This window comes from Blautia sp. HCN-20427, from assembly GCF_037890365.1.
GTDB lineage: Bacteria > Bacillota > Clostridia > Lachnospirales > Lachnospiraceae > Blautia.
Map to the genome: position 1 here is coordinate 121060 of NZ_JBBKBX010000006.1, position 26245 is coordinate 147304.

Sequence of the window (26245 nt, forward strand, 5' to 3'; positions counted from 1 at the left end):
AATGAATTAAGCATTGATTTTTTCAATTTTAACTTTAGTAAACTGCTGTCTGTGACCGTTTTTCTTGTGGTATCCGGTTTTTCTCTTATATTTGTAAACGATAACCTTTTTCGCTTTACCGTTTTCAACTACAGATGCAGTTACACTTGCATTGGCTACGTCTTCGCCAACTTTTAAACCGTCGTTGCTTACAGCAAGTACCTGGTCAAATGTAACAGTTTCACCAGCTTCTGCTCCAAGCTTTTCTACTCTGATAACATCGCCTTCGGCTACTTTGTACTGTTTACCACCTGTTGCAATAATTGCGTACATATGGCACCTCCTATTATCATTACTCGCCAAATATGGTGACCGTATACACGGTACTTATACCTCTTTGTGCGGCATACGCTAATATACTAACAGAAATCCTTTTATTCGTCAATAGATATTTTGAATTTTTCTGCAAAATATCTTAGGATATCTTAGGATTACAACACATGCCCGAACACCTTTTCCGGCTTTTTTCATTTTCTCATTTCACTTCTACCAGTTCAATACGGAAATTCAGTTCTTTTCCCGCCATCTCATGATTGGCATCAAACGTAATTGTACTCTCATCTTTTGCTGTCACCTTAACAGGAAATGGCTGTCCAAGCTGATTGGATAAATAAACCTGCTGTCCCGTTTCCAAATCTTCCGCTCCCGGAAGCTGTGCAATCTCAACGGTAAAAATCGCATTGGGGTCCGGCATTCCATACGCCTCTTCCGGCATCAAATGAATCTCCGCAATCTGACCCACTTCCATATCTGCCACTGCTGCATCAAAACCTTTAATCATCTGACCCACTCCGCAAGTGAACTCCAACGGTTCCCCTCTGTCATAGGAAGAATCAAACTGTGTGCCATCATTAAAGGTTCCTCTGTAATGGGTACGGCAGACTTTCCCAACATTACGGCCTGTCAGCACCGGCGCAGAACCACAATGTCCACCGCAGTTTCCGCTACAGCTGTGTCCCTCTCCGTGGTCTCCGCAGCTATGTCCCTCTTCATGGTGATGATTGCAGTTTACTCCTGTGGATACTAATTCCCCTTTCAAGTAAGCTTCCACAGCCTGGTCTGTATCCCCCTGGGCTCCCGCGCACAATTCAATTCCCGCCTCAGCAAGAGCCGTCTGAGCTCCACCGCCAATGCCTCCGCAAATCAATACATCAACAGACTGTTCTGCTAAAAGTCCGGCCAACGCTCCATGTCCGGAACCATTAGAACTCATCACTTCACTGGAAACTACTTTATTGTCTTCCACTTCATATACTTTAAAATATTCCGTCTTTCCAAAGTGCTGAAATACCTCTCCATTATCATAAGTTACTGCTATTTTCATCTCTGTATCCTCATCTTTCATTTTTTTAATCCCGCCAGCAGGATATGATATTAATTTTATCATATAGAAAGCTTTTTGTGTGAATAATTTTTCAGTTTCCGATTCTACAGTCTTTAGCTAGTCAATCCTCCCTCCCACCAATTCCGCAAACTTCTGCATTTCCTGTGTCACCCATTTGTTCCTGCAATAGAGCAGCTGGCTGTACATCACCACCGACGGAAGATTGGTTCGGACTTCCGAAAATCGTTTCTTCTCCAATTCCTCCTTCACCGTAAATGCCGGAAGAAAAGAAAGTCCCATACCCTTTTTCAGCAGATGAATAATGGTTTCCGTATTGCCGATTTCCAGAATCGGCATAATTTCCAAATCCCGCTCGGACAGCAGCCGTTCCAATTCATACTGATAAGCGGCTCCCAATTCTGTCAGCAAAAAGGGCTTTTTTACCAATTCCTGTATAGGTATCTGTTCTTTTCTTTCCTGTAACTGTTCCGCCAGGGTCACAAACAAAATGTGCTCCTTCCTTTCCACAACTTTCACCCATTCCCCGCTGCATATTTTTCTGTCCAGCGTAAAGACAAAATCAATTTCATTGCTCCTCGCCATTTCCATCAGTTCTTCTGTTGTGCCTGATTTTATGGTGATTTTCACTCTGGGATAACTGCTGTGAAAAGTCAGCAGGAAATCTGGCAGCATAGCGGTACAGACGGATTCTACCCCGCCAATCCGTAAGGTTCCATCCAGTTCCCCCTTTTCCTTTGCAAAAAACCGGGCCCGGTTGGCCGCCCCCATGATTTCATTGGCATAAGAAGTAAATTCCATTCCCCTTTCCGTTAGAAAAACCCGCTTTCCGATTCGTTCAAACAGCGGAGTTTCCAGTTCTTTTTCCAACTGTTGTATCTGCACAGTCACAGCGGATTGGGAATATCCCAGTTGTTCTGCTGCTTTTGAAAAATTTTGAGTTGCTGCCACCTTCAAAAAAGTGTTGATATTTCTCAGTTCCATGTATCTCTTTCCTTACTCTTCAGCTCTTTATTAATTTTTTTCATATATATTATCAAATATATGAATTTTGCAGATATATAACTGTAGTATACAATAAACTTATTCTACCGTAAAGATTTACGGTTGATTTTCAAAAAGTAAAAAAGCCAACAAAATATATGAAATATATGAAAAAATGGCGAAAAAGAAAGGACAAGCAACCATGCTAAACAGTGAAAATGTTTTAAACAGCACCCAGTTAGAAGAGGCCATAAAAAAATTTGTACACAATTTCTGTCTTGAAAAGCATGATATTCATTCTCAGAAAGTCACCTGGTATACGGAAGAAGGACAAGCAGACAAAATCAAGCAGATTGGAATTTCAAAAGAGGGACGTCCCGTAGATGAAGTCGTTACCGAAATGACAGAAGAAGTGTATCGTTACCGGGGTGATGCGAACCATCCACGGTTTTTTGGCTTTGTACCCGGTCCGGCTTCCTCCATCTCCTGGCTGGGAGATATTATGACTTCCGCCTATAATATTCATGCCGGAGGCAGCAAACTGGCCCCTATGGTCAACTGTATTGAACAGGAAGTTCTGCAATGGCTGTGCCGTCAGGCCGGCTTCACCCAGAATGCGGGCGGTGTCTTTGTAAGCGGCGGCTCTATGGCAAACATTACAGCTCTTACTGCTGCCCGGGACCACAAATTAAATGATGAAACCCTGCACCTGGGCACAGCTTATATCTCGGACCAGACCCACAGCTCTGTTGCCAAAGGTCTGCGGATTATCGGTATTCCGGACAGCCGTATCCGCAAAATCCCTTCCAATTCCACCTTTCAGATGTGCACAGATGTTTTGGAAAAACAAATTCAGGAAGACACCCAAAACGGACTGATTCCCTTTGTTGTTATCGGTACAGCCGGAACCACAAACACCGGAAGCATCGATCCTCTGGAAGAACTGGCAGCCATCTGTTCCAAGTATGAACTCTGGTTTCACATTGACGGGGCCTATGGCGCTTCCGTCCTGTTAAGCCCCCGTTATAAACACCTGCTAAAGGGCACGGAGCTGGCCGACAGTATCAGTTGGGACGCCCACAAATGGCTGTTTCAGACTTATGGCTGTGCCATGGTTCTGGTAAAGGATGTGAGACATCTGTTCCACAGTTTTCATGTAAATCCGGAATATTTAAAAGATGTGGAGGGGGATATGAGGCATATCAATACCTGGGATATAGGCATGGAACTGACCCGCCCTGCCCGCGGCCTGAAATTATGGCTGACCCTGCAGGTATTGGGCACGGATTTGATTGGCAGCGCCATTGAACATGGATTTGAACTGGCTGACTGGGCCGAAGAAGCGCTTCTGGAACTGGACCATTGGGAAATCGTATCGAAATCCCAGCTTGCCATGGTAAATTTCCACTATACTTCCGAAGATTTGACGGAAGAAGAAACCGACCTATTAAATGAACGCATTTCTGAACGCATGCTGGCCAGCGGTTATGCCGCACTTTTTACCACAGTGTTAAACGGCAAAAAAGTGCTGCGAATCTGTGCGCTCCATCCGGAAACTACCCGGGATGATATGCGCACAACCGTTCATATGCTGGATACCTTTGCCGGCAAGCTGCATACAGAAATGAAACAATTACAAAAATAAATTTCCTAAATACTTTTTTTTCTTTTCCAAACCGGAAGAAAGCCCACGGCTGCTCCGCACACTGCCGGCAGCATCCAGCCCAGGTGCAGATGATAAAAAGGAAGGCTTCGTCCCCATACAGTCAGTATGCCAAGGCTTATGCCTGCACTGTCCATAGCATTGATAAAAGCAAGAACAAAAGCTGCGGCCATACTGAGTATATAGACCATTTTCTTATCCCCAATCCACTTTCTTCCAAACGAAAGTACAATCAGCACAATTAATACCGGATAAATCATCATCAGTACCGGCTGAGAAACTGCTATCAGATATGACAAACCTACATTGCTGACTGCAAAGCTGAACAGACACACCACTGCCGTTATTTTGCGATAGGACACTGATGGCAGCAATTCATGAAAATAATCTGCAAAGGAAGTGGTCAGTCCAATAGAAGTTGTCATGCAGGCCAGAAAAACGGAAACACCCAGCACGATTCCTCCCACAGGGCCCAGCAAATCACTAGCCACAGCATGCAGAAGCGCTCCTCCGTTTTCAAAGGTTGTATGCGTAATGGCACCGATATACGTCAACATGTAGTAAATACCGCTGAGAATCAGCACCGCTCCGATTCCGGAAATAATCGTATATTTCACTACATTTTTCCGTTTTTTCACCTGAAAACCGGTGACGGCATTGATAATAATAATGGCAAATACAGGACCTGCAGGACCGTCCAGGGCATTGTACCCTTCAATCATACCTTTGAAGAACGCAATATCCTGGTATTCCCCTGCAGCTTTCTGAACAGCACCATATTGTACCGTATTCCCGGATTTGTCTGAAAACAGGCATACCAGATAAAGCAGGGCAATGCTTATAATCAGTACTGGCGTCATATATTTTCCGATAATATCCACAACCTTGCTTGGATTTCCACTAAGATAATAGGTCAGCAAAAAGAACACGGCTGTCACCGCCAGAGAGACCAGCCACGCATACTGCTGCGGCACATACGGGCGAACCGCCAGCTCATACGATACGCTTCCTGTTCGCGGCAGCGCAAAAAGCGGCCCTATCAGCAAATACACCATTACGGATAAAAGCAAAGAAAACCTCCGGCTCACAAGATCCCCAAGGTCCATAATTTTGTTCCCTACCAACACCACCGCAATCATTCCCAGCAAGGCAATACCTGCATCTGTCAGTATAAAACCGGCAAGTGCCTGCAAATAATTTTCTCCCGCAAGCTGTCCCATAGCCGGCGGAAAAATCATGTTGCCTGCTCCAAAGAATACGGCAAATAATGTCAGCGTCAGAGACAGTATCTGTCTCATTGTTAGTTTTTCCATAGATTACTCTCCTGTACTTTTCTCATAGTGATATCTTATTTCTCTTTCATCCCTCTGCTATCTTACCATTATACACGACTGTATACAATAAAAAATTAAAAAACAGGGAAGCAATCTGTCATCACTCCCCCATTTTCTCAAAGTTCTCTTCTCATATCATACCACACAGCCCCACCGTGCTCCGATTCTGCTATGCCAAAATTCTGGAATTCGTGGCTTTCATAGAATCCTGTCAAATGCGCTTTGCAAGTCAAAATCACACCTTTTTTTCCTCTTTTTCTGCTTTCTGCCACCAGATACTCCAGCAGTCTCCCTGCAATCCCCTGACATCTGTACTCCGGTAATACATTTAAACCAAACACCGTCTGATAAGCTCCCCAGGGCTTATGCAGACTTACATCGTGGTACATTTCATCCGGCAGCTTTGGCTGGTCCGTGGTTCCTCCGTTGACGAATCCAACAATTTTCCCATCTGATTCTGCCACAAAAAAATTCTCTAAAAAAGCACACATCCGCTTCTGTATTTCCTCTTTAGAAGCTGCCTCTGCCGGCGGAAAACACAAAGCTTCTATTTCTGCCAGCAAAGAGGCTTCCTCCGCTCTCGCCTCTCTTATGAAAAACTCCATCTCTTTCCTTTTCCTTGCTTTTATTCCATACAAATTCCCAATTTTCTCAGATTTTCTTCTATCATATCCAGAACTTCTTCACTGTCTGCACTGATAGTATGACAGTGATGCCCGGAAGTGATATTCGTAAGCGGTTTGGATTTTCCCGTCCGAATGTCTTCCAAAAACTGTTTCACCTGCCGTCTGGAACTGATGTTTAGCACAGCCCGTAGTTCTCCGTAAACTTCATGCTGCACAAAAACATCTTCCACTGTTCCCCCGCAATCCACGATTGCATGCAGCTCTTCTTCTATCCGCTCATCTGTATGATACACCTGTATGATCCTCATACATTTCTGGGGACTGCTGCAAATATAGCCTCTGTTCGTAGAAAGAATTTCACAATCCGCCGCTCTTAACAGAGCAATATCCTGCACAATGACCTGTCGGCTCACTTGAAAAATTTCTGCCAGTTTTGTTCCTGACACCGGTTTGTTACTCTCTGAAATATATTTTAAAATTTCTTTTCTGCGTGTTTCTCCATCCATATTTCCTATCCTTTCTTCCCCAGACCGACTCGGTTTCCCGTCTCTTTTACACCTCATGAAGGTTTTTCAGGGAAAGATCCAGAATCGGAGAGGAGTGGGTTAAAGCCCCACTGGAAATATAGTCTACACCAATAGAAATCAGCCTGTCAATATTCTCTTTCGTCACATTTCCGGAACACTCTGTTTCTGCACGTCCATCAATGAATTCTATAGCGGCTTTCATAGTTTCCGGCGTCATATTGTCCAGCATAATAATATCTGCACCTGCATCTACTGCTTCTTTTACCATGTCCAATGTCTCGGTTTCCACTTCAATTTTCCGTACAAAAGGCGCATATTCATTCGCCATTTCAATGGCCTGACGCACTCCGCCAGCCGCTGCAATATGATTATCTTTCAGTAAAATTCCATCGGAAAGGTTATATCTGTGATTGTATCCTCCTCCCACTTTTACCGCATATTTTTCAAAAATTCTCATATTCGGTGTAGTTTTTCTGGTATCCAGAAGTTTGGTTTTGCTTCCTTCCAAAAGGTCTGCAATCTGCCTGGTATAAGTGGCAATTCCGCTCATCCGCTGGAGATAATTCAAGGCTGTTCTTTCTGCGGAAAGCAGTACACGAATATCCCCTTTTACCACACCAAGAAGCTGTTTATTTTCCACTCTGTCTCCGTCTTTTACATAAAATTCCACCTGTGTATCACTGTCCAGAAGCTGAAAAACACGTTCAAATACTGCCAGACCTGCAATCACACCCTCCTGCTTACAGATTAGCTGCACCTCTCCCGCTTTCTTTTCTCTCATCACTGCATTCGTAGTAATATCTTCGCTTGTAATATCCTCCTGCAGAGCCTGTCTGATTAAATGGTCTGCATTCAAATTCATGGTAATTTCATTCATTTTGCCTGTCGCTCCCTTTCTATCTCACACAATACTTCCCGCTTATATGTCTCCGCCAGACTTTCTTCCTGGCTGCTGATACACCTTTCTGCCTTCTGATACAAAGCTTCAAATACAGAAGAATCCCTCTCCTGTAAAAATATTTTCTGACTTCTCTCTTCCTGTATTTTCCCGGCGGCTCTTTTGGCAAACACCAGGCTTTCCAGCAGAGAATTACTTGCCAGACGATTGGCTCCGTGTACGCCATTGCAGCTGGTTTCCCCTACGGCAAACAGCCTGTCCATAGTGGTCTTGCTATCAGAATTCACACGAATACCGCCCATAAAATAATGCTGGGCAGGCACTACGGGAATCCAGTCTTTTGTTACATCATATCCTTCCTCCAGACACCTCTCATAGATATGAGGGAAGTGATTCAAAATCACTTTTTCGCCCAGAACCGTCATATCCAGCCACACATAAGGCTTCCCATCTTCTTCCATTTGTCTGCGGATAGCTGCAGTCATTAAGTCTCTTGGCAATACCTCATTGGCAAACCGTTCTCCTTTGGCATTGTACAGTTTTGCCCCTTCTCCCCGCACAGATTCAGAAATAAGAAACCGTCTGCCCGGGCGGGTGGAATACAAAGTAGTGGGATGTATCTGTATATAATCAATATGTTCTAATTCTACTCCATGGCGCATGGCTATGGCAAGTGCATCTCCGGTAAGATGAGGATAATTGGTGGAATGCTGATACAGACCTCCAATGCCTCCGCTGGCCAGAATGGTTTGTCCTGCTTCGATTCCCAGATGTTTCCCTTCCTCTGTTCTTGCAATAATTCCCAGACAGCAATTGTCTTTTTCAATGAAATCCAGCATGGTTACATGGTCCAGAATCCGTATATTGGAACGCTTCTGTACAGCCTGCAAAAGTTTGCTCGTTATCTCTTTTCCGGTAACATCTTCGTGAAAGAGAATCCTGGCTTTTGAATGACATCCCTCTCTGGTATAATCCAGTTTTCCGTCTTTGGTTGCAAACTCCACCCCATATTCCAACAGTTCTTCAATCACCTCTCTGGAAGAGCGAATCATAATGTCTACAGACTCTCTCCGGTTCTCATAATGGCCTGCTTTTAAGGTGTCTTCCATAAAGCTGTCATAGTCATTTTCATCTCTCAACACGCAGATTCCCCCCTGAGCCAGATAAGAATCGCTGTGTTTAATTTCATCCTTTGTAATCATCAGCACCTGCATATCCAAAGGAAGATGAAGCGCTGCAAAAAGACCACTTGCGCCTGTTCCCACAATCAATGCGTCTGTCTGAATCTTTTCCATTTGTGCTCCCCCTTACTTTGCCAGTTCCAACATGGTATCCAACGCTTTTAAAGCCTTTTGACTCACCACTTCCGGTAACTGTATCTCATACGTTCCGTTTTTCAGACTGTCTCTGACCTTTTCTAAGGTAACCTTCTTCATATCAGAACAACACTGTCCTTCCATAACACAATGGAAAATTTTATCGGGACATTTTTTCTTTAATTCATATAAAACGCCCTCTTCTGTACCGATTATAAATTCCTTCTGAAAAGACTGTTCTGCATGACTGATAATCTCCGAAGTACTGCCGATAAAATCCGCCTGCTGCAGCACCTTCTGCACACATTCCGGATGTACAAGAACCTCAGCCTGGGGATATTTTTTCTTTGCCTGTTCCAAAAGCTGCGGTGTGATTTCCCTGTGTACCGGACAGTATCCGTCGTTTGGAATAATGTTTTTTTCCGGCACCTGCTCTGCCACATAAGCAGCCAGATTTCCATCCGGAATAAAGAAAATATTGCGGTTTGGAAGAGCCTTTACAATCTTTACAGCATTAGAAGAGGTCACACAGACATCCGAAACCGTCTTTAGTTCTGCTGTGGAATTGATATAGCATACCACAGCCAAATCCTGGTAAATTGTTCTCATTTTCTGCACTTTTTCCACGGACGCCATATGAGCCATGGGGCAGTCTGCATCCCCATCCGGCATCAACACGGTTTTTGACGGATTCAAAATTTTCGCACTTTCTCCCATAAAGGAAACTCCTGCAAACACAATGATTTCTGCTTCTGTTTCCTTTGCTTTTTTACTTAAATAGTAAGAATCTCCTATGTAATCTGCAATCTCCTGTACTTCATCCGGTACATAATAATGTGCCAATATCACAGCATTTTTTTCTTTTTTTAATTGTTCTATTTCTTCTTTTATGGACTTCATCTTCTTTTATCCTCCTGCCAAAGCATTTGACAGTTATTATACAACAGCTTTTTACATATGACAAGACAGTTGTTTGTTTTTCTGTAAACACATAGACAGAAGATTCTATTCTGCCGGTTATAAGAAAAGAGGGGGCTGCATGGCATCATAACAGTCCCCTCTTTTCTTATTTTCCTGCCCAGAATTCCACCGCTTTTATCAGAAATTCTGCACATCCTTTTTGCTCTCTGTCGTAGTATTCCTGAAATCTGGAATCCGCCGTATATATGGCTGCAAGTCCTTTATGCGCTTGGGCCGAATACTCTTTCCAGGTATATCCCAGCCAGTTTTTATGCAGCATAACAATGCGTTTTCCCTCTTCACTTTCCGGGGAAACACCTGCTTTTACAGCTGCCTTTAATTGACGGAAAACTTCCTCTTCCAATTCCTGAAATCTTTCATAATCTGCTTTGGAAAGTCCCAGAATCTTCTGCTGTGACGCGTCTACTTCTTCATCTCCATACTTGTTCCGGGCCTCTTCGCCGTATGTTTTTTCCTGTTCTTTCACAAGTTTCTCTTTAAATACCTGGAATTTCATATCATCACTCATATATCCTTCTCCTTTCAAATCCGCAATGGTAAGTTCTACAGTTTGAATCAGAGAAGAAATATGCGCCTGCTGCCTCTGCAAAGCCTTTAAATGCTCATACAGAGCTCTCTCAATGTCAAAATTGGGCTGTGCCAGAATTTTACTGATAACCTCCAGCCCCAAATCCCGTTCCCGGTAAAAGAGAATCTGCTGCAAAAGCGCAACCTCTTTTTCTCCGTAATAGCGGTATCCTGCTTCATTCACCCTTGCCGGCTTTAACAGATGAATTTCATCATAGTACCGCAGAGTTCGGGTGGAAACTCCTGCAAGAGCTGCCAACTGACGTATGCTGTACTCCATATTTTTTCTCTCCTTTCTCCCTGTACTGTCATCTTACCCGTTGACGCTGCGTCAATGTCAAGAGAAAGTTTGAAAATATTTTTCAGGAAAATTTCAGTTCCATTTACGGACAATTTCCAGGATTTCTTCCTCGTATTCTCCGAATAAATCTTCGTGCTTGCCTATGTTTCTCACATTGGTTTCCGCGCCCCAGGCTTCATCAAAAAACTCCCACACATGGTAGGCCACACCTCTGTATTCAAAATCAACACTTCCGCATTGGTCTTCCTCTGTATAAGTATACGGAAAGCCTTTTTCCTTCAGTAAATTCTGTAGTTTTTCTAGTCGCATAGTTTTCCTCCCGGTATCTGTCAGGACTGTCTGGAACACTTTTCTGCGTCAATGGCCAGCACCAGCATCACTACATATAAAGCATCCTCTGGCTGCCCGATATCCATGACATAAGTATCTGTCCAATGAAAAATTTCTTTTCCAATCAGCGCTACGGTCATCCCATTTCTGTCCTGAATTTCATAGTTCCATTCCATGGCATTTCCTTCTATCTGCCATCCCATGAAATCAATGTTGTATTTCGGTCTGAAAAAGGTGAATTCCTTCTGCACAGACCCCATAAAGTCTTCCCCTGTATAGAGGTCAAACCTGGGCAGAAAAGTCAGCACTTTTTCTCTCACCATACCGGCATATTGGCCGCTGCTGTCATATATTTTCAGACAGTGTCCCCAGTCAAGCTGTCCCTTTACAGTAAAGACAACCTCACCCTGCTCATTATAAATATCATAGCTGTCCAACCATGAAAACATCTTTTGTTTAAACAGTAATTTCATGCATTACTCCTTCTTTGTCCGGGATTATCAGTGGCATTTGCTCCAGCCGCAGCTTTTGCAGATATTACATCCCTCTTCAAAAACAAGCGGCTCTCCACATTCCGGACAGTAAATTTTATCGGTCTCTTCCCGCTTGGTAACTGCCTTTGGTTTCGGGGCTTTTTTTACTTTTCCCGAATCTTTTTTCTCTCCCTTCTGGCTTAATTCTTCCTGCATTTCCCTATACATATCCATAAGGGCATTCCCCACAGCCATAGGGCAGCAGGCCCCCTTGCTGGTATCCTTCCTGGTCACTCTGCGGGCCGTATAAGACGGACAAGAACCGCTGGAATTCAACTGGTCCACAATCGTTTCAATGTCAATACCGCCTCTTGCACTGATAGAAATCATACGGGAAAGTCCTACCATAAAGTTATTGCAGCCTCCGGTAGAACCCTTGCTCAAATACGTTTCCAAAAGCGCTCCTGTATGCGGGTCAAACAGGGCAATGCAATGCAGACTGCCGCAGCCCGTTATCAGTTTTCGCTTCTTTCCTACCACATCATCCGTTACCAGAATAATCTCTCCACGCTTTAAGCCTTCTCCGGCTGTGACGGTTTTCGTTTCTTTTGTATTGAGAATACCAATCCGCTTGCAGCCGTCACGGAAGATAGTAATCCCTTTCAATCCCTGTTCAAAGGCATACATATAGAGGCTTTCTGTCTCCTCTACGGTAAAGCTTTCCGGTACATTGACCGTAGAACTAATAGACGCGTCAATGTGCCGCTGCCATATGGACTGCATATCAATACGCTGACGATAATCCAGAGTCATGGCTGTCACAAAATAATCCGGAAGCTGTTTGTCATCTGTAAGATTATGCTCTTTCATATAGCTTTCCACAATTTTAGTATACACTTTATAGTATACATCCGCGCCGTGAAGCGACTCTGTTTTCCGCTCATAATAATTTGCATATACCGGTTCAATCCCTCCGGAAATTCCCAGCATGGTAGACAGTGTTCCCGTAGGTGCAATCGTCAGAAGCTGTGAATTTCTAAGGCCATGTTTGCGTACCAGCTCTCTTGTTTTTTCCGTAGTATTGGCAAGAAAATAAGGCGTTTCCATAATCTCTTCCACCTTACATTGCGGAAACGCTCCCTGTTCTTTAGCCAGCTTTGCAGAAGCGGCAATGGCTGTATCGGCCATGGCAAAGCCAATCTTGTCGCACATCTTTACGGCATCCTCTTCTCCATAAGTCAGCCCCAGCTTAATCAGTGCATCTGCCAGTCCCATGATACCCAGTCCTATCTGTCTCCACTGAGCCACACTTTCTCTCTGCTCCGGCAGGGGATGAAGGGGAAGCCCCTCTTCCAGCACTTCGTTTAAAGCCTTTACAGAAGCCTGTACACAGAGTTTAAATCCATCAAAATCAAAAAATGCCTCGTCCGTAAAAGGATTCTCTACAAACTGCGCCAGGTTTACACTGCCCAAAAGACAGCTTCCTCCTGCCGGGAGAGGTTCTTCTGCACAGGGATTGACTCCCGCATAAGAAAACTCCTTTGTATTGCTCAAAAGATTCCAGCCTGTAATACGGTCCCAAAACAGCGCTCCTGGTTCTGCATAATCCCAGTTTGTTTCCGTAATTCTGCGGAAAAGTTCTCTTGCATTGACCCGTTTTTCAATGACTTCTCCCGTAGTTTCTCTGGTATAATGCAAAAGATATTCTTCATTCTTTTTCACGGCTTCCATAAAATCCTCATGAATACGAATGGAAATATTGGCCTTGGTAACCTTGTCCAAATCCGTCTTTAATTCAATAAATTCCGCCACATCCGGATGGGAACAGTCAATGGAAATCATCAACGCACCGCGTCTTCCATTCTGTCCGATGAGCGCTGTCACCAGAGAATACAACTCCATAAAGGACACGGCTCCGCTGGTTTCTTTCGCTGCATTATTAATCTTTGCCCCCCTGGGACTGAGTTTTGAAATATCCACACCACAGCCGCCGCCATAGCTGTAAGTACGTGCCAGTTTCTTAGCACATTCAAAAATACTTTCAATTTCATCTTCCGGCGGTGCAATCACATAACAGTTAGAATAGGTCACTTTTCTTCCCTGTTTATTCAGCCCCCGGTTGGATAAAATCCGTCCCCCGAACAAAAACTTTTTCTCTTTGATATACCGGCCGATTTCTTCATTGCCGCCGCTGATTCTCTGAATCCAGGCTTCAAAGTCCTCTCCTTCGCTGCAGTATTTCTTTGTCCAGATATCCATTCCAAGCTGGTTTTCCTGTCCCAGCCAGTCTTCGATTGTCATAGTTCGCCCTCCACTACTATATTTAGTTAACATATATTATGTTAGCACAATATATTGGTGGTTTCAAGCCCATATTTCTAGTTGCCACATTCGATGCTGATTTCATTAAATTTCCCCAGAATGTCATCGATTTGAACCTTCTGCTTTTTCTCACCCTTCATATCCATAACCGCTTTTCCCTGGTGCATCATCACCAGACGGTCCCCGTATTCTGCCGCATACCGCAGATTGTGGGTGACCATAATGGCTGTCAGCTTTTTCTCTTTCACAATACGGTCTGTCAACTGCATGATAATGTCTGCGGTCTTAGGGTCTAGCGCTGCTGTATGTTCGTCCAGAATCAGAAATTCCACCGGAGTCATAACGGACATCAAAAGGGACAAGGCCTGCCGCTGACCACCGGACAATGCGCCTACTTTCACCTGCATTTTATCCTCCAGTCCCAGCCCCAGCTGGGCAAGCTGTTCCCGATATTCCGGGATTTTTTTTCTGTTAGTTCCTCTTTGCAGTCCGAAGATTTTCCCTTTGTGTTCTGCCATAGACATGTTTTCCAGAATTGTCATATCCGGACAAGTTCCAAGCGCCGGGTTCTGATAAACCCTCCCAATGGAAGCCAGTCTCTTATACTCTTTTATCTTTGTAACCGGCTTGTTGTTTATCAGAATTTCTCCTCTGTCCGGCTGCATGCTGCCGCATATCAGATTCAGCATGGAAGTCTTGCCGGAACCGTTGCTGCCTACTACAGAAACAAATTCTCCCTTCTGAACCATGAACTGAAAGTCTTCAAACAAACACATTTCATTTACAGTTCCCGGATTGTAATATTTGTAAATATTCTTTAATTCAAGCATCTTCTCACCTCTTCTTTTCCGAACGTTCCAACACCAGAACAAAAATCAAAACTGCCAGAAGAAAGACTGCGGAAATCATCTTCATGGCCTTTGGCGCAAAGTATTTAATCGCAATTCCGGTGCAAGCTTTGTAAAGAACCGCGCCTGCAAAAACAAAGGTTGTAATCTTGAAAAAGTCACTTCCCTTCCCCCCAAAAAGCCTGGTTAACAGCTTATAGAGGCTGGTTCCCACAATAACACTGGCAAGTCCGATAACCATAGCCCCTGTGCCGGAAGAAATGTCGAACACCCCCTGCTGCTGACAGAATACACTGCCGCTTAAAGCCACAAGCCCATTGGAAATCCCAAGTCCCAGTATCTTCACATTCCCCTTATCCTTGGCTAAAGAAGTAACCAGAAGTTCATTATCTCCCACTGCCCTTAACAGATATCCGGACCTGGTCTGCAGATACAAATCCAGGCAGATTTTGCTCACTGCCGCTACAGCCAGAATCAAAACCAGAGAGAAATACGAGGGTACCGTACCACCGAAAATTCCTTTAAAAAAATTGTTTTTAAAAATCGTAGATTTTGAAAATAGAGGTACATTATTGGCGCCTGCCACCATGAGGTTTACGGTATAAAGAGCGGTCATCATAATGATTCCGGAAAGCAAATCCCTCACCTTACATTTCACATGAATCAAACCAGTGCAGACACCCGCCGCTGCTCCCGCCAGAAAGGCAAGAGGCAGAGTAAAACAGGGATTAATTCCCTGTTTTAAAAGAACTGCTGTCACGGCTGCTCCCAGAGGGAAACTGCCGTCCACAGTCAAATCCGGAAAATCCAGAATTTTATAAGTAATATATACACCCAAAGCCAGGATGCCGTAAATCAATCCCTGCTCTACAATACTCAATGCGAAATCCATTGTTCTTCCTCCTGCCTGTGTTACTCTTCCGTAATCTCCGTAAAGACTTCTGTTGCCTCATTTTTCATGTCTTCCGGAATCTCTATGCCGAGATTTTCGGCTGCCTTTTCATTGATGTACAGACTGCTGTCTGTGAGAAGTTCATATTCCATTTCTTCTGCTTTTGCTTCCCCTTTCAATATTTTCGCTGCCATTTTTCCGGTTTCTTTTCCCAGATTGACATAGTCCAGACCCTCTGCCGCCAGACACCCCAGCTTTACCTGTTCAATTTCGCTTCCGAATACCGGAATTTTAGCTTCCTCTGCCTGACTTAAAATTGTGGGAAGTGCGCTTACTACGGTATTATCTGTAAGATTGGTCAGACAATCTACTTTTTCTAAAAGGCCCGCTGCTGCTAAAGATACCTCCGAAGTATTGGTCACTCCTGCTGTTTCAATAGTGAATCCGTAATCTTCTGCGTATTTTTCATACTGCTTAATACTGTATGCGGAATTGGCTTCGCTGGTGGTATACAGGATTCCAATGGTTTTTGCTTTTGGCAGCAATTTGCGAATCATCTGCAGCTGTGCTTCTACGGGAAGCTGGTCACTGGTTCCCGTCACCGCACCTACCGGCATTTTATCTTCTGTTGCAAGTTCCGCTTCTTCCGGATTTGTTACTGCTGTATACACCACCGGAATTTCTGTATTTACCGCAGAATTGTAAGCCGCCTGTGCACTTGGAGTAGCAATGGCACAAATCAAATCCATATCTTCGGATACAAAGTTGTCTGCTATCTGTGCTGCTGTTGCTGTATCTGCATCTGCATTGCTCACCTTAATTTCCAGATTTTTTCCTTCCTCCAGTCCCTCTTCTTTCAGTCCTTCTATAAAGCCTTCCCGGCAGTTATCCAGAGAACCATGCTCTGCAAACTGTGAAATTCCAATAGCATACTTACCGTTGTCTGCGGATACGTCCTTTGCTGTGCCGCAACCTGTCAAAACACCTGCTGCCATCCCCATAACCAATACCATTGCCAATACTTTTTTCTTCATTTTTCCTGTCTCCTTTTCATTTTTCTCAAAAGCCATCCATCATTTTCTGTGAGACAAAAAAACCGCCTCAAGTTCATAAAAAACTTGAGACGGTAATAACATACATTATTATCGCGGTACCACTCAATTTGACGAAATGTCCACTTTCTCACATACTGACATATGCTCCTGATTGATAACGGGTTCGGTTCCCGACGACGCCTACTTTTTTCATTTCGGGCCGCCCTCGAAAGGCCATTCAGCTTCAAAGTCCATACGGCAATCCCACCATCTGCCGCTCTCTGTGATTTCCTTTCAAACCTACTCTTCTTTCTCATCGGTTTCGCTTTTGTTGGTCTTATTCTATGTCGCTTTTTCTATTTTGTCAACCTGTTTTTGGCAATTTTTTTCTGCACGCTTCCTTTGTGATACCTGCCATAACTCTTATTTATAGCTAAGTCCAAAGTTCAGCTCATAATAATTTCCGGCAGCATCTCTGTATGCATAAGCTTTACCGTTTTCGTCTTTCATGGACTCCGGCATATATTTATCCTTGTCATATCCCGGCACATCATTAGGTGAAATGCATACGCCTTCTGCATTTACGGCAATGACACTGTCATCTTTCGGAAGGGTCATGGGCATCTTTCCTACTGGCGCAAATCTGCCGAAAATCACATCCAGAACAGCACTTGGATAGGTATCAAAGCCAGCCAGAAGTGCATCTGCATACGGCTCTGCATTGCCTACCATCCAGGCCAGCGTAAAGTTAATATTGGTTACCACTTTTCCCTTATTTTTGTGTACTGCTTCCGCAATTTCCGCCAGTTCTCTCGCGCCGGAAAGCGTGGTTTCCAAGTGTGTGGTTTTGGCAGGTCTGCCCTCTTCATCTACATCACAGACTTCCTTTCCGTCACAGATATCCAATTCCAGATATCCCGGTGTTGCGTTGAAGTATTCACCTGAACTTGGAGATACAAACAAAAGAGCCAAATCTGCTTCTTCGGGATTTTCAGTCAGCGTAAGAGAGGTCTCTGCCTGCAGCTGTTTTTTCAGTTCCTCTGTTGCTTTTTGTGCATTTTCTTCTGTCTTGTTAAAACATCTTGCATAAACCTTTTTACCGGATACTTTCTCTTCAGTCAAAGGAAGTATACCGTCGTTTTTCAACAGTACCACGGACTGACGGTGTACCTGCTGTGCGTGTGTCCAGTCTTCTGGGTTGCCTACGATTTTCACTGCTTCTTCCGGATTTCTGTATGGATTTTCAAACAATCCCAGTTGAAATTTTTCAATTAAAGTACGTTCTACTGCCCTTGTAAGCGCTTCCTCGGAGAGGGTAATCTGTTCTGCCGTATAGCCTTCCGGAACTTTATGTCCCTGTACGGTATAGTAGCCTTCTTTCCATCTTCTGTAAGCCTCTTTGGCATCTTCCAGGTCATAAGAACCGCTGATAATATCCACACCGGCATTAACGGCCAGAGCTGCTCTCTCACAGATTTCCAGTTCTTCCACACCCCAGGCCATCATCTGCATGATACCGGAATCGCTGTTAATATATCCCTTAAATCCCATCTGTTCACGCAGCATTTTATTGATAAAAAAGTCATTAAAAGCAAAGCCTACAGGTTTCCATTCAATGGGATTTCCTTCTAAATCATACTGCTTCTGACTCTTCTCCTTTGCCGGCTTTGCATAATAAGGCATAATGGAAGAAGTATTCTTTGCAATGGCTGTTTTAAAAGGCGGAATGTGGTAGGTTTCCAGGCTGTTTTCTGTCTGGTAAACATTCCACTGCCCCTGTTTATAATGAGGGTCAAAGCCGTTTTCTCTGGCACTTCCGCCCGGAAAATGCTTGACAGTCATGGCAACGCCGTCTGCTGTTACGCCCTCTTCACTTCCCTGTACACCGGGAATCAGACGCTCCAGAATCTCACTGATAAGCTGGGAATCTTCCCCGAAGGTTCCGTAAGTTCTCTGCCATCTGGGGTCTGTCATACAGTCTGCCATGTACATATAGCCTTTCTTCATACCAACTGCATCCCACTCTCTTCGGATACAGGACGCAAAATCGTCAATGAGTTCTGCACCTGCACCTTTTACGGCAGCTGCAATTCCCAGAGTTCCCGGCCATGCTGCAAAGACACCGGAAGCATCATTCATACCGAAAACCACCTCACCGTTTTCATTTCTGGAGTTGGAAATAACCAGGACTGGCAGGAAATGCTCGCCCTCCTCTGCCACGCTGTTCATCTCATTAATCCAGTCTGCCAGTTCGTCCGGCTTCGGATTTCCTCTTAAAATAAAGTGCCGAACTTTCCAGTCTTTGATGGTTTCTGTAGTTCCTACAGTAGAATTGACAGCAAAAATAGAGCTTCCCTTTTCCACCGGTTTTTCATCTAACAGTCCGGTTTCGTCTACAAATTCTTTATCTTCCTGCTCAATTCCCATTTTCCAGGAACTCAAAAACAGCTGACCGATTTTTTCGTCCACAGACAACTCTGCGGCCAGGGCTTTGGCTCTTTCCTTTGGGGATTTTCTCCAGTCTTTATAGGTATTTAATTTTCCGTCTCCGTTTATATCTCTGAAATACAGTCCGTCTTCGCAGATAACCTGCTGTTGTGTAACACCGATTTCAGGTCCGTTTTCATTTTTATAATAGCGGATTTTTTCGCTTGCTTTCTGCTTTTTAATTTCTGTCATAAAAATTCTCCTTGTTTTTCTTTTTACCTTATAATTGTATCATTTTCGACTTTAAAATTTCAAGGAATTCTTTTCTTAATTTTTTCTAAAAAATCTTTTACAATAGCAGGTTTAACGGCAATACACACAGAGCAGCAAACAGTACCGCCCCGGAAAACACTGCCCATCTGACAACGGGAATATCCTTTTTCTGCAGCACAATGACCATGGAAAACACCAGGAAAAGCCATATCATAAAGATACTGGTAAGGATTCTTTTTACAGTAAATCCATAAACATAAATATACATTCCCATTCTGCTCATAGCGGTCACTAAAAGCAGCAGGGTCAGCAGAGAAAAAACAATGTTCAGGATGCGAAGCCGGTGGTTTTCTCTGCGTATAGTCCTGGAGCAGCCGTTCATAAACAGGAGCAGGCACACGTTCAAAGCAGCCACACCACATAGTTCAAAGAATCCCTGTCTTGCATACTGTGCATAAGTCAAATTTTCCGGGAGAATTCCCAGACATGCAGAAAACAGATACTGTCCCTGGATTATCATAAAGAGTACATACACTAGTGAAATTATCATTGCAAAGGTGTAAATACTGGTATCCGGAATCATATGAAACCCTTCCCCGGACTCTTCTTCCCACTCTTCGCAGACACTTGCGTCAATATGTCTCCGATACACACTGCCATAAGAAACGCCGAACATCAAACCTCCAAAAATCAGAGACATTATGAGACAAAGCAGGTTGCTCATCAGCCCTCCGCCTATGGTTATCCGTGAAAAAGCAAGGCCAATAAGACTTGCAAATTCCTTATCTGCACTGGATAAGGCCGGAAGAATAATAGCCAAAACCGGAATGGCACAGACAATTCCCAGGAAGATTTTCTGCCCTTCTTTCTTCTCCTTCTTTCCTTTGTATATCTGAAAAGCAACCCGTATCTGACAGAAAAAATTTAATACAGGAAGAGAAAATAATCCATGCCAAAGGTCTAAAAGTACCCAGGAAGATGTTCTTTTTCCTACCAGAAGCCCATCCATAACAGCCAACGTTCCGTAAGCTGCAGCTACAAACCACAACAGAAACTGGGCAACTGGAATAATGCTGTAAAAACCATAGGATACACCCACACAGAGCAAAATCACAGTCCAGAATATCTTTTCTTTCGTTACCTTCAAACCTTTTAAACGACTGTAACTCCACAGCACAGCCAGATAAAACAGGGTAAATCCCGCTACCTTTAACTGAAATCCGTTTTCTGTCTGTCCCAGAAAAGGAACCTCGTCAAACTCAAATATTTTCCATAAACCATAGCCTAAAAGCAGATATAAAACCGCGAAACACCGGTCCCATTTATCACTCTCTGTTTTCTTAAAAATGGGTGCACTTTCATAAGCCAAGCTCATTTCTGCACTTGCCTTTTCTTGATTTTCCATATCCAAACCTCTTTTCTGTTTTGAAATTTCCCGCTTCAGGCGGAGTTTTTTATTCTTCTGACACGTACTCCAGAATATCCCCTGGCTGACACTCCAGCGCTTTGCAAAGGGCTTCCAAAGTAGTAAAACGAACGGCTTTTGCCTTGCCGTTTTTCAGAACGGACAGATTCGCCGGCGTAATGTCAATGGCTTTTGCCAGGTCTCCGGCACTGATTTTTCTCTGAGCCATTACCACATCTAAATTCACCACAATAGGCATTTTTCCTCATCCTCTCTATATGGTATAATCATTTTCTTCTTTTATCTTTTCTGCCTGGGCAAACACATTTTTTATCACCCGAAGAACCAGCGCCATGAAGAGGGCTGCCACACACAAAGCCCAAAACGCTATGTAATAAAAGCCGCTGATACCAAAAATCACTCCTGCCGCCAGACAGCACCAGGAAAGAATACGGAGACATCTGGTATTCTCTGCAACAAACACCTCATCACGGCTGATATTAGACAGCAGACGATTCATCTGATACAGTGCCGCTGCCACAGGAACTGCCGTCGCATAATTAGTAGCCAAAAGCCAGTACAGTTTCCCCTCTAAAAATGGCGCTCGCAATTCGATAAAAATGCGGTACAGCCACGGAGCCCCTGCACACATCCCCATCAGTATGGCTGTAAAAATACCAATACTGATTCTGGTCAGCTTTAAACTTTTATCCTGATTCCAGTTCATAATCAAACCTCCTGATTTTCTCCCGGACAAAAAAACAGTTCTCTCCGGGATTCCTTTTTCACAGAATACCACAGTTAGAACTGTTTTTCAATATGTTTTTATCGTTTTTCGATAATTTTTTATTTTTTTAAGATATGGCCTCTTTCTCACTCTGCCTTCAGATTTTCATACATTTTTTCTGAAACAGGAACAGGAATCTGAAGCCGCCTGGCCTCTTTTATCAGATAGCCGCTGAAGGTCTCCAGTTCATTCTTTCGTCCTGCCTCCATATCTCTTTTCAGAGAACTGGTGGAGCCTGCGTCCAGGCTCATAAAGCGCTTGTATTCGCTTTCCACATAGCCGTCCCGGATGGAAATCTGCTTTGCCAAAGCAACTGCACAGGCTTCTTCCAACAGGGTTTTAAATTCTTTGCATTTTTCCGGAGAAGTCTGCAGGGTATCGGTCATTTCCATGTAATAGGCAGTCAGCACGTTATAAGCACAGTTAAATATGTATTTTTCCCATACGGCCGCCTGGCTGTCCAACACATATCGACAGTCCACGCCAGCCTCTTTCAGACAGTCACAGGCCCGTTTTACACCTTCTGCTTCCTGGGTTTTGGCATTGGTTTTTCCCACATAAATCTTCGCGTAATTGCCAATCTGAGTAATGGAATAATCCGGATTAAAGAATGCGGTAATGTAAATCACGGCTTCTCCTACAATTCCTTTTTCAAAGAATTTCTCTGTCCGCTCTGCAGTATCCGCCCCGTTCATAACAGGAAGAATGACGGTATGTTCGTCTATGCAGGACTGCAAATCCCGGCACACTTCCTCCAGAGAATAATTCTTTACACAAAGAAAAATAAAATCCTGTACTTCCCGTATCTCCTGTCCGCTTTCCACCACTTTTTTCGCTCTGGCCGTGATTTCTCCGTGATACTGGCTATGCAGACGAATGCCTTCTTTTTCCAGAGATTTTTTTCGCTCTCCTCTGGCTACCAGAGTTACATTTTCATAGGTTTTTGCCAGCATACCGCTTAAATATCCGCCGACGCCGCCGATTCCCACTATCGTAATTTTTACCTTCTTTTCCATACACTCTGCCTCCCGCATTAATCACATGCAGCTTTAAATTCTGTCCAGTTCTGGTTGTAAACTTCCTCTGCTTCTGTACTGACATTCTGGATAATTTCTCCCTTTGTTACAGAATCCGGCACCACTAAATCCGGATTTACCAGGTCATCTGCTGCTTTATTTGTACAGTAGTAGCCCACAAAGTCAAAGCATTTTGCAGCCACTTCCGGCTCCAGAATATAGTTCAGAAACTCATAAGCTTCCTCTGTATCCGGTGCGTTTTTAGGAATAAAGAAGTTCATAATTCCGAATCCCAGTCCCTCCTTTGGATAAACCACCTTCAAATCCGGATTTTCCTGTAACGCAGCAATAACCTGGGATGTATATAAGATAGCCACAGAGGCCTCTCCGTTTAACAGGGCATTCTGGGTATTCGTATCCTGAATCATACGGATATTGGGAGCCAGACTGACCAGCTTTTCCCCTGCTTCCTTTATCACTGTGGGGTCTTCTTCGTTCATGCTTTTCCCCATAGTCAGAAGCACCATTCCTTCCACTGCACGATAACTGGCAATGGTGGCAATCTTGTCTTCCAGTTTGGAATTCCATAAATCTTCATACCCTGTTATCTCAAAGTCCACCTGCTCCGGGTCATACACAATCAGAGGAATCCCCGCGCCATGGGGAATGGTATATTTGTTGTCCGGGTCGTAAAACTGGCCCTGATACAGGGGATTGATGTTCCCGTAATTGCTCAGCTTTGACTTATCCAGTTCCTTTGCCAGACCATTCTTGACCACCTGTTCAATGATGTAATCATCACCAATAACCACATCATAATCTTTTCCATCTGACTGCTGTACCTTCTCCAGCATCGTTTCATTGGAGTCAAAATTGGAATTGATAATACGGATTCCTTTCTCTTTCTCAAAGTCATCCAGAACCTCCTGTGGAAAGAGTCCTTCCCATGTATAGAGCACCAACTCCTTATTGTTTTCCTCCTTTTCTCCACCGCAGCCGCTCAGCAGGCTTCCTGCCATAATACTGCAAAGAAGAATTGCTAACACTCTTTTTTTCATTGTTGTATCCATTCCTTTCTCTCTATTCACTTTTTCTATGTTTCCCGGTCCATTTTCCGACAAAATTCCAGATACAAAGCACCAGGACAATGACCACCAGAATCACGGTACATAAGGCGTTGATTTCCGGTGTTACTCCTGTTTTTAACTGGGCATAAACCTTCACAGGAAGGGTATTCAGTCTTGGTCCATTGACAAAAATACTGATAACCACATCATCAAACGACATGGCAAACGCCAAAAGACTTCCGGATAACACCGCCGGAGCAATCAGCGGTACGGTAATGTCAAAAAATGTCCGCACCGATCCTGCTCCCAGGTCCCTTGCCGCCTCTTCCAGTGATTTGTCCAACCCTGCCAGACGTGCCTTTACCATCATGAAAATATAGGGAATACAGAAGGTAGTATGCGCAATCACCAGCGTTATCATACCAAAGGGCAGTTCCAGCATTGAAAAAAATACCAGAAATACCATACCCAGAATAATTTCCGGTATCATAATAGGCACTGTAGAAAGATATTCCATCATACCTTTGCTCCGATACCGGACTCTTGCCATGCCCACAGCTCCCAAGGTTCCGATAACGGCTGCACTAAGACAGCTCAATGCGCCCAGGATAATACTGTTTCCCAGCGCTTCTTTTAAATCTCTGTCCGCTGCCAGTACCTTGTACCAGTTCAGGGAAAATCCCGTAAATTCTGCCGACAGCCTGGATTCATTAAAAGAAAAGACCACCACTACCACCAAAGGCAGATACATCAGCAAAAGCATAAAACCAAGGTACAGATTGGACCATTTCCATTTCTTTTTCAAAACAATCCCTCCAAATCTTTCACATGGGTAACTTTTCTGTATACCAGTATCATCAGGGAGGTGAGTACCATAAGCACCACGGCCAGCGCTGCCGCAAAAGGCCAGTTGCTGCCCCTGGTCAGCTGATCCTGTATCACGCTTCCCACCAGCACAATTTTATTGCCTCCCAAAATGTCTGCAATGAAAAACAGCCCCATGGAAGGAATGAAGGTCAGAATAATTCCCGTCAGAAGTCCCGGAAGAGTCAGTTTGAACGTAACCGTAAAAAATGCCTGTATTCCATTTGCCCCCAAATCCCTGGCTGCCTCAAGCAGTGACCAGTCCATTTTCTCTGCACTGGAATACACGGCCAGCACCAGAAACGGCAGCAAGGCATAAATCATGCCGATAACTACGGCGGGATAGGAATACAAGATTTTCAAAGGTTCTTCCAGGATTCCCAATTTCATCAGAATTCTGTTCAAAACACCTTTTGCCTGTAAAATAATAATCCATCCATACATGCGAATCAGGGAGCTGATCCAGAAAGGCACCATAATCAGCAGCATCATACGCTTTTTCCATTTGGGAGAGAGCTTTGCCATGTAGTATCCGAAGGGGTACCCCAGAAGGATAATCAACCCTGTGCTGGTAAAAGCCAGCTGAAAGGACTGTACAAAGCTTTGAAGATAGACAGGTTCTCCGATTTTCCTGTAGTTATCCAGAGTAAAATTCCAGACTACAGAAGAACCGTCACCTCTGGTGGCAAAACTGAGGGCAATCATGTAAAGCAGCGGCCCCAGGACAAAGCAAAGGGTAAAGAAATACAGGGGCAGCACTGTAAGAAACAGTCCGAAGGATTTCTTTTTTTTCATGCTTCTGCCTCCTGTTTTCCATCTACAGGCACCGCATGCTCCGGTTTCCAGACTGCGTGTACTTTCTGCCCTGGCACAATCCGGGCATCCATACCGTAGCGGCTTGCCACCAGTTCTTCTCCGGTTTTTAACTGTAGGGCAACATGAAGCTGGCCTCCCTGAAAGGACTTATCTGTCACAACAGCTTCCAGGCCATTTTCGCCTTCTGTACACACCTGCAGATTTTCTCTTCGGACAGCCAGTTTCACCTTTTCGCCGGCTTTCATACCTTCTGCCGCCTCTGCTTCCATCCTCTGGCCCTGTATCTGCACCCGGATTTTCTCCTGTCCGATTTCCTCTACCACTCCTTCTATAATATTGGCATTTCCCACGAAATCTGCCACGTAAGCGGTTTTGGGATGGTTATAAATCTCATCCGGTGTCCCGATTTGCTCTAACATGCCTTCCCGCATGACCACAATCCGGTCTGACATATTAATGGCTTCCTCCTGGTCATGGGTGATATAAAGAAATGTAATACCCAGCTTTTTCTGCAGTCTTTTCAGTTCTGTCTGCATGGTGCGGCGCAGCTTCAAGTCCAATGCGCCTAAAGGCTCATCTAACAGCAGCAGTTTGGGACTGTTAATCAGCGCTCTTGCAATAGCCACTCTCTGCTTCTGTCCTCCGGAAAGTTCAGCAGGCATACGTTTTTCATACCCTTCCAGCTGTACTAATTCCAGCATATTCTTCACTCTGTCCCGAATTTCCGCTTTCGGTCGTTTTTTTATCCGCAGACCGTATCCGATGTTTGCTTCCACATTCATATGAGGGAACAACGCATAATTTTGAAACACGGTATTGATATCTCTCCTGTTTGGCGGCAAGTCCGTCACATCTTTTCCCTCCAAAAGCACCTGTCCCTCTTCCGGGGCTTCCAGTCCGGCAATAATTCTGAGGGTGGTGGTTTTCCCACATCCGGAGGCACCCAAAAAAGTGAGAAATTCTCCCTTTTGAATCGACAGGGTAATGCCTTTTAATACATCTGTCTCTCCAAAGTTCTTCTTTATGTTCTTTAATTCCAGTAATTCTCCACTCATCTTTTTTCCTTCTTTGATATTTATTACTTCCAAATTCATTTATGTTTCCAAGATATTC

General features: G+C 44.2%; 26 protein-coding genes and 1 other annotated feature. Of the genes, 1 reads left to right on the forward strand and 25 read right to left on the reverse strand.

Annotated features, from left to right (window positions below; all coding sequences use genetic code 11):
- Window positions 1–6 precede the first annotated feature (6 nt).
- The 3 genes from rplU to WKT17_RS05585 all read right to left on the reverse strand — a co-directional run bounded on the left by rplU (window position 7) and on the right by WKT17_RS05585 (window position 2365).
- Entirely contained in the window at window positions 7–312 is a 306-nt protein-coding gene (gene rplU / locus WKT17_RS05575; RefSeq protein ID WP_072449352.1) for a 50S ribosomal protein L21, read from the reverse strand.
- A gap of 202 nt (window positions 313–514) precedes the next feature.
- Window positions 515–1363, reverse strand: a complete 849-nt coding sequence (locus WKT17_RS05580; RefSeq protein ID WP_173749745.1) for a NifB/NifX family molybdenum-iron cluster-binding protein — start codon at window positions 1361–1363, stop codon at window positions 515–517.
- A gap of 117 nt (window positions 1364–1480) precedes the next feature.
- Window positions 1481–2365, reverse strand: coding sequence for a LysR family transcriptional regulator (locus tag WKT17_RS05585; RefSeq protein ID WP_291683318.1), 885 nt, complete (start codon window positions 2363–2365; stop codon window positions 1481–1483).
- A gap of 202 nt (window positions 2366–2567) precedes the next feature.
- Here WKT17_RS05585 and WKT17_RS05590 point away from each other — a divergent pair, with 202 nt between their 5' ends.
- Entirely contained in the window at window positions 2568–4010 is a 1443-nt protein-coding gene (locus WKT17_RS05590; RefSeq protein WP_291683317.1) for a pyridoxal phosphate-dependent decarboxylase family protein, read from the forward strand.
- A 5-nt stretch (window positions 4011–4015) separates the two neighbouring features.
- Here WKT17_RS05590 and brnQ read toward each other — a convergent pair whose 3' ends face one another.
- The 22 genes from brnQ to WKT17_RS05700 all read right to left on the reverse strand — a co-directional run bounded on the left by brnQ (window position 4016) and on the right by WKT17_RS05700 (window position 26187).
- Window positions 4016–5341, reverse strand: a complete 1326-nt coding sequence (gene brnQ / locus WKT17_RS05595; protein WP_173749748.1) for a branched-chain amino acid transport system II carrier protein — start codon at window positions 5339–5341, stop codon at window positions 4016–4018.
- A gap of 137 nt (window positions 5342–5478) precedes the next feature.
- Window positions 5479–5967: a GNAT family N-acetyltransferase gene (locus tag WKT17_RS05600; protein ID WP_173749749.1), complete on the reverse strand. Its 489-nt coding sequence runs from the start codon at window positions 5965–5967 to the stop codon at window positions 5479–5481.
- 20 nt (window positions 5968–5987) lie between these two features.
- Complete coding sequence (locus WKT17_RS05605; protein WP_173749750.1) at window positions 5988–6494, reverse strand: transcription repressor NadR; 507 nt, start codon at window positions 6492–6494, stop codon at window positions 5988–5990.
- Window positions 6495–6540: 46 nt separating this feature from the next.
- Window positions 6541–7392 (reverse strand): carboxylating nicotinate-nucleotide diphosphorylase, encoded by an 852-nt coding sequence (nadC, locus tag WKT17_RS05610; RefSeq protein ID WP_291683572.1) that lies wholly within the window; start codon window positions 7390–7392, stop codon window positions 6541–6543.
- On the reverse strand, window positions 7389–8708 hold the full coding sequence (locus WKT17_RS05615) for an L-aspartate oxidase (protein WP_173749752.1): 1320 nt from the start codon (window positions 8706–8708) through the stop codon (window positions 7389–7391). Before WKT17_RS05615 ends, nadC begins: the two co-directional genes overlap by 4 nt.
- A gap of 12 nt (window positions 8709–8720) precedes the next feature.
- On the reverse strand, window positions 8721–9629 hold the full coding sequence (gene nadA, locus WKT17_RS05620) for a quinolinate synthase NadA (RefSeq protein WP_291683571.1): 909 nt from the start codon (window positions 9627–9629) through the stop codon (window positions 8721–8723).
- A 166-nt stretch (window positions 9630–9795) separates the two neighbouring features.
- A complete protein-coding gene (locus WKT17_RS05625; RefSeq protein WP_291683570.1) occupies window positions 9796–10557 on the reverse strand; it encodes a MerR family transcriptional regulator in 762 nt (253 codons plus the stop codon).
- A 93-nt stretch (window positions 10558–10650) separates the two neighbouring features.
- Window positions 10651–10887: a kinase gene (locus WKT17_RS05630; protein WP_173750247.1), complete on the reverse strand. Its 237-nt coding sequence runs from the start codon at window positions 10885–10887 to the stop codon at window positions 10651–10653.
- Window positions 10888–10907: 20 nt separating this feature from the next.
- Complete coding sequence (locus WKT17_RS05635) at window positions 10908–11381, reverse strand: LURP-one-related/scramblase family protein (protein WP_173750246.1); 474 nt, start codon at window positions 11379–11381, stop codon at window positions 10908–10910.
- 27 nt (window positions 11382–11408) lie between these two features.
- Entirely contained in the window at window positions 11409–13682 is a 2274-nt protein-coding gene (locus tag WKT17_RS05640; RefSeq protein ID WP_291683569.1) for an adenosylcobalamin-dependent ribonucleoside-diphosphate reductase, read from the reverse strand.
- A gap of 77 nt (window positions 13683–13759) precedes the next feature.
- The gene (locus WKT17_RS05645; protein ID WP_173750244.1) at window positions 13760–14533 is read right to left on the reverse strand and encodes an ABC transporter ATP-binding protein; all 774 of its coding nucleotides are present in this window, start codon (window positions 14531–14533) and stop codon (window positions 13760–13762) included.
- A 4-nt stretch (window positions 14534–14537) separates the two neighbouring features.
- Window positions 14538–15443, reverse strand: coding sequence for an ABC transporter permease (locus tag WKT17_RS05650; RefSeq protein ID WP_291683568.1), 906 nt, complete (start codon window positions 15441–15443; stop codon window positions 14538–14540).
- Window positions 15444–15463: 20 nt separating this feature from the next.
- The gene (locus WKT17_RS05655) at window positions 15464–16477 is read right to left on the reverse strand and encodes an ABC transporter substrate-binding protein (RefSeq protein WP_173750242.1); all 1014 of its coding nucleotides are present in this window, start codon (window positions 16475–16477) and stop codon (window positions 15464–15466) included.
- 82 nt (window positions 16478–16559) lie between these two features.
- Window positions 16560–16803: a binding site (T-box leader), on the reverse strand.
- Between the two features lie 97 nt (window positions 16804–16900).
- The gene (locus tag WKT17_RS05660; RefSeq protein WP_291683567.1) at window positions 16901–19156 is read right to left on the reverse strand and encodes a glycoside hydrolase family 3 protein; all 2256 of its coding nucleotides are present in this window, start codon (window positions 19154–19156) and stop codon (window positions 16901–16903) included.
- 97 nt (window positions 19157–19253) lie between these two features.
- On the reverse strand, window positions 19254–20582 hold the full coding sequence (locus tag WKT17_RS05665; protein WP_291683566.1) for a DUF4153 domain-containing protein: 1329 nt from the start codon (window positions 20580–20582) through the stop codon (window positions 19254–19256).
- Between the two features lie 49 nt (window positions 20583–20631).
- Window positions 20632–20841, reverse strand: coding sequence for a helix-turn-helix domain-containing protein (locus WKT17_RS05670; protein ID WP_173750239.1), 210 nt, complete (start codon window positions 20839–20841; stop codon window positions 20632–20634).
- Between the two features lie 15 nt (window positions 20842–20856).
- Complete coding sequence (locus tag WKT17_RS05675; RefSeq protein ID WP_173750238.1) at window positions 20857–21309, reverse strand: DUF2975 domain-containing protein; 453 nt, start codon at window positions 21307–21309, stop codon at window positions 20857–20859.
- Window positions 21310–21455: 146 nt separating this feature from the next.
- Entirely contained in the window at window positions 21456–22385 is a 930-nt protein-coding gene (locus tag WKT17_RS05680; RefSeq protein ID WP_173750237.1) for a ketopantoate reductase family protein, read from the reverse strand.
- Between the two features lie 17 nt (window positions 22386–22402).
- The gene (locus WKT17_RS05685) at window positions 22403–23443 is read right to left on the reverse strand and encodes a polyamine ABC transporter substrate-binding protein (RefSeq protein ID WP_291683565.1); all 1041 of its coding nucleotides are present in this window, start codon (window positions 23441–23443) and stop codon (window positions 22403–22405) included.
- Window positions 23444–23465: 22 nt separating this feature from the next.
- Window positions 23466–24257, reverse strand: coding sequence for an ABC transporter permease (locus WKT17_RS05690; RefSeq protein WP_291683564.1), 792 nt, complete (start codon window positions 24255–24257; stop codon window positions 23466–23468).
- Window positions 24254–25111, reverse strand: a complete 858-nt coding sequence (locus WKT17_RS05695) for an ABC transporter permease (RefSeq protein ID WP_291683563.1) — start codon at window positions 25109–25111, stop codon at window positions 24254–24256. The genes WKT17_RS05690 and WKT17_RS05695 overlap by 4 nt, the downstream gene beginning before the upstream one ends.
- Window positions 25108–26187, reverse strand: a complete 1080-nt coding sequence (locus WKT17_RS05700) for an ABC transporter ATP-binding protein (protein WP_291683562.1) — start codon at window positions 26185–26187, stop codon at window positions 25108–25110. Before WKT17_RS05700 ends, WKT17_RS05695 begins: the two co-directional genes overlap by 4 nt.
- Between the last annotated feature and the right edge of the window lie 58 nt (window positions 26188–26245).